This is a genomic window from Streptomyces sp. (genome assembly GCF_036566765.1).
GTDB lineage: Bacteria > Actinomycetota > Actinomycetes > Streptomycetales > Streptomycetaceae > Streptomyces.
In genome coordinates, this window is sequence record NZ_DATCVQ010000667.1 from 1 (window position 1) to 3633 (window position 3633).

3 protein-coding genes are annotated in these 3633 nt (G+C 72.2%); all 3 read left to right on the forward strand.

Going from position 1 to position 3633, the window contains the following annotated elements; translation table 11 throughout:
• On the forward strand, positions 1 to 937 hold a 937-nt coding region (locus tag VIU94_RS38830), incomplete at its 5' end, for a response regulator (RefSeq protein ID WP_331919342.1).
• A gap of 274 nt (positions 938 to 1211) precedes the next feature.
• Positions 1212 to 1886: a response regulator gene (locus VIU94_RS38835; protein WP_331919344.1), complete on the forward strand. Its 675-nt coding sequence runs from the start codon at positions 1212 to 1214 to the stop codon at positions 1884 to 1886.
• A gap of 128 nt (positions 1887 to 2014) precedes the next feature.
• A partial coding sequence (locus VIU94_RS38840; RefSeq protein WP_331919346.1) for a DNA translocase FtsK occupies positions 2015 to 3633 on the forward strand: 1619 nt, incomplete at its 3' end.

The window sequence follows — 3633 nt, forward strand, 5'->3', positions numbered from 1 at the left end:
GGAGGCCGGCTCGCTGCGGGACGCGGACGGCGATCTGATCGCCTTCTCGGTCACCGACACGGGCATCGGGATCGCCGCCGGGAAGATGCGGGTCATCTTCGAGGCGTTCAAGCAGGCGGACGGCACGACCAGCCGCAAGTACGGCGGCACGGGCCTGGGTCTGTCGATCAGCCGGGAGATCGCCCGGCTGCTCGGCGGTGAGATCCACGCGGCGAGCGAACCGGGCCGCGGCTCGACCTTCACTCTCTACTTGCCCCTTCACCCGAGCGAACTGCCGCCGCAGGGCTACCCGCAGCTCGGCCCCGGCGCGGCCGATCCGCTGCGCGGCGGCGCCGACGACGGTGGGGAGGACTTCATCCCGCAGGGGCACCAGGAGCCGTCGGGGCCCTTGGATGCCCACGCGGGTCCGGCTGCCCTGTTCCGGCGCCGGCGCAACGCTCTCGGCTCCGTGGAGCAGCGGCACGCGCTGCCCGGGCGCCAGGGCGCGGCGCCCGGCTCGGAGCAGTGGGCCGCGGCGAACGGCAGCCAGGAGGCGCCGGAGGCGAGGCGAACCTTCGTGTTCGACAGCGAGAAGGTGCTCATCGTCGACGACGACATCCGCAATGTCTTCGCCCTCACCAGCGTGCTGGAGCAGCACGGCCTGTCGGTGCTGTACGCGGAGAACGGCCGGGAGGGCATCGAAGTCCTGGAGCAGCACGACGATGTGACGGTCGTACTGATGGACATCATGATGCCGGAAATGGACGGGTACGCCACGACGACGGCGATCCGCAGGATGCCGCAGTTCGCCGGTCTGCCGATCATCGCGCTGACCGCGAAGGCGATGAAGGGCGACAGGGAGAAGGCGATCGATTCCGGTGCTTCCGACTATGTCACCAAGCCTGTTGATCCTGACCATCTGCTCTCCGTCATGGAGCAGTGGATGCGCGGAGAGTGATCGTCGTTTGAGCGGATCGCGATAAGTTGCTGATCGACTGTGCTCGAAGGGGTGTGAGGAGGCGGTGGACGGGGAACCTTCTGGTCTCCCACCGCGTTTCTGGTATGTGCACAGTGACATCGCGGTGACAGGGTGTGGTGACGGGCGGGGTGCGGCTACCATGACCGGCACAAGGACGGACGGCGCATGGGAGTCGTCTTCTGGGGCGGCCCCCGGTGCTTCCCCTGGCTTGACCGGCCGGGGAGAGCCCACGCCGGGGCGAGGAGGACGGGGCATGGTGCAGAAGGCCAAGATCCTCCTGGTCGATGACCGGCCGGAGAATCTGCTGGCGCTGGAGGCCATCCTCTCCGCGCTCGATCAGACGCTGGTGCGGGCATCGTCCGGGGAGGAAGCGCTCAAGGCGCTGCTGACGGACGACTTCGCGGTCATCCTGCTGGATGTCCAGATGCCCGGCATGGACGGATTCGAGACCGCCGCGCACATCAAGCGCCGGGAGCGGACCCGGGACATCCCGATCATCTTCCTCACCGCCATCAACCACGGCCCGCACCACACCTTCCGCGGCTACGCGGCCGGCGCGGTCGACTACATCTCCAAGCCGTTCGACCCCTGGGTGCTGCGCGCCAAGGTCTCGGTCTTCGTCGAGCTGTACATGAAGAACTGCCAGCTGCGCGAGCAGGCGGCGCTGCTGCGGCTGCAGTTGGAGGGCGGCGGCCCCGGCGGTCACGCCAGCCAGTCCGCCGGACTGCTCGCGGAGCTCTCCGCCCGCCTCGCCGCGGTCGAGGAGCAGGCCGAGGCGCTGTCCAAGCAGCTCGACGACGACTCGGCGGACGCCGCGGCCGTCGCCACCGCGGCCCATCTGGAGCGCAAGCTCACGGGTTTGCGCCGGGCGCTCGACGCGCTGGAGCCGGGCGCCGGCGGCGCGGCCACTCTCCCCGCCCAGACCTGATACTCCGTCACACCACGCGCCGCGCGCCGTGAACGGGCGTCAGTTTCCGGCCCGGTGACGGGCGACACGGACGGGTGAAGCGGTGGGCGGGAGTGTTCACCGCCGTCTCCACCGGTAACCTCAGCATCATGGCCTCACGTACGTCCGGCAAGGGTTCCCAGGGCACGGCGGGCACCGCGAAGCCGCGCGCCGGCCGTACGACGGGCGCCGCGAAGAAGGCTGCGCCCGCCAAGCCCCCCGCGAAGAAGACCGCGGCCAAGAAGGCCGCGCCCGCGAAGAAGGCGACCGCCCGCAAGCCCGCGGCGAAGAAAGCCGCCCCCAAGCCCGCGCCGTCCCCCACCGGGGGCGTGTACCGGCTCGCCCGCGGACTCTGGCTCGGCCTCGCGCACGCCGTGGGCGCGATGTTCCGGGGGATAGGGCGCGGCGCGAAGGGCCTGGACCCGGCGCACCGCAAGGACGGCATGGCGCTGCTGCTGCTCGCCCTCGCGCTGATCGTCGCCGCCGGCACCTGGTCGAATCTGCGCGGCCCGGTCGGCGATCTCGTCGAGATGCTGGTCACCGGGGCCTTCGGCAGGCTCGATCTGCTGGTGCCGCTGCTGCTCGGCGCGATCGCGATCCGGCTGATCCTCTACCCGGAGAAGCCGGACGCCAACGGGCGCATCGTCATCGGACTGTCCGCCCTGGTCATCGGCGTCCTCGGCCAGGTGCACATCGCCTGCGGCTCACCCGGCCGCGACCAGGGCGCCGGGGCCATACAGGACGCCGGCGGGCTCGTCGGCTGGGCCGCGTCCAAGCCGCTGATCTTCATGATGGGCGAGGTCCTCGCGGTCCCGATGCTCGTCCTGCTCACCGTCTTCGGCCTGCTCGTCGTCACCGCCACGCCCGTCAACGCCATCCCGCAGCGGCTGCGCGCGCTCGGCGCCCGGCTCGGCCTGGTCGAGCCGGAGTACGAGCCCGAGGAGGGCGAGGCGTACGACGACGACGCCTGGCGCGAGAGCGAGGCGCGGCGCGGCCGTGCCGCCCGCCGCCGGTCGCTCGCGGCCGGTGAGCCGTACGACGCCGAGCGGGCCGAGGAGGAGGCGCTCAGCAGCCGCAAGCGGCCGCGCGCCGTGCAGCCCGCCTTCGACCGGCCCATGGACGCGGTGGACGTGGCCGCCGCCGCGGCCGCCGCCCTGGACGGGGCGGTGCTCAACGGCATGCCGCCGTCCCCGCTGGTCGCCGACCTCACCCGGGACGTCGGCGTCGACCGGGAGCGGGCCTCAGCCCTGGCCGCCGAGGCCGCGGCGGCGGAGCTCGTCGAGCAGCCCGGCCGGGCCGTGCCGCCGGCCCGCGGCGCCGAGCGGCCCGGGGGCGTACCGGACCTCACCAAGCCCGCCCCCGAGCCCACCGACCTGCCGCCGCGCGCCGAGCAGCTGCAGCTCTCCGGGGACATCACGTACGCGCTGCCCTCGCTCGACCTGCTGGAGCGCGGCGGCCCGGGCAAGACCCGCAGCGCCGCCAACGACGCCGTCGTGGAGTCGCTGTCCAACGTCTTCAGCGAGTTCAAGGTCGACGCGGCCGTCACCGGCTTCACCCGCGGCCCGACGGTCACCCGGTACGAGGTCGAGCTCGGCCCCGCCGTGAAGGTCGAGAAGATCACGGCGCTGACCAAGAACATCGCGTACGCCGTCGCCTCCCCCGACGTGCGGATCATCTCGCCGATCCCGGGGAAGTCCGCGGTCGGCATCGAGATCCCGAACAGCGACCG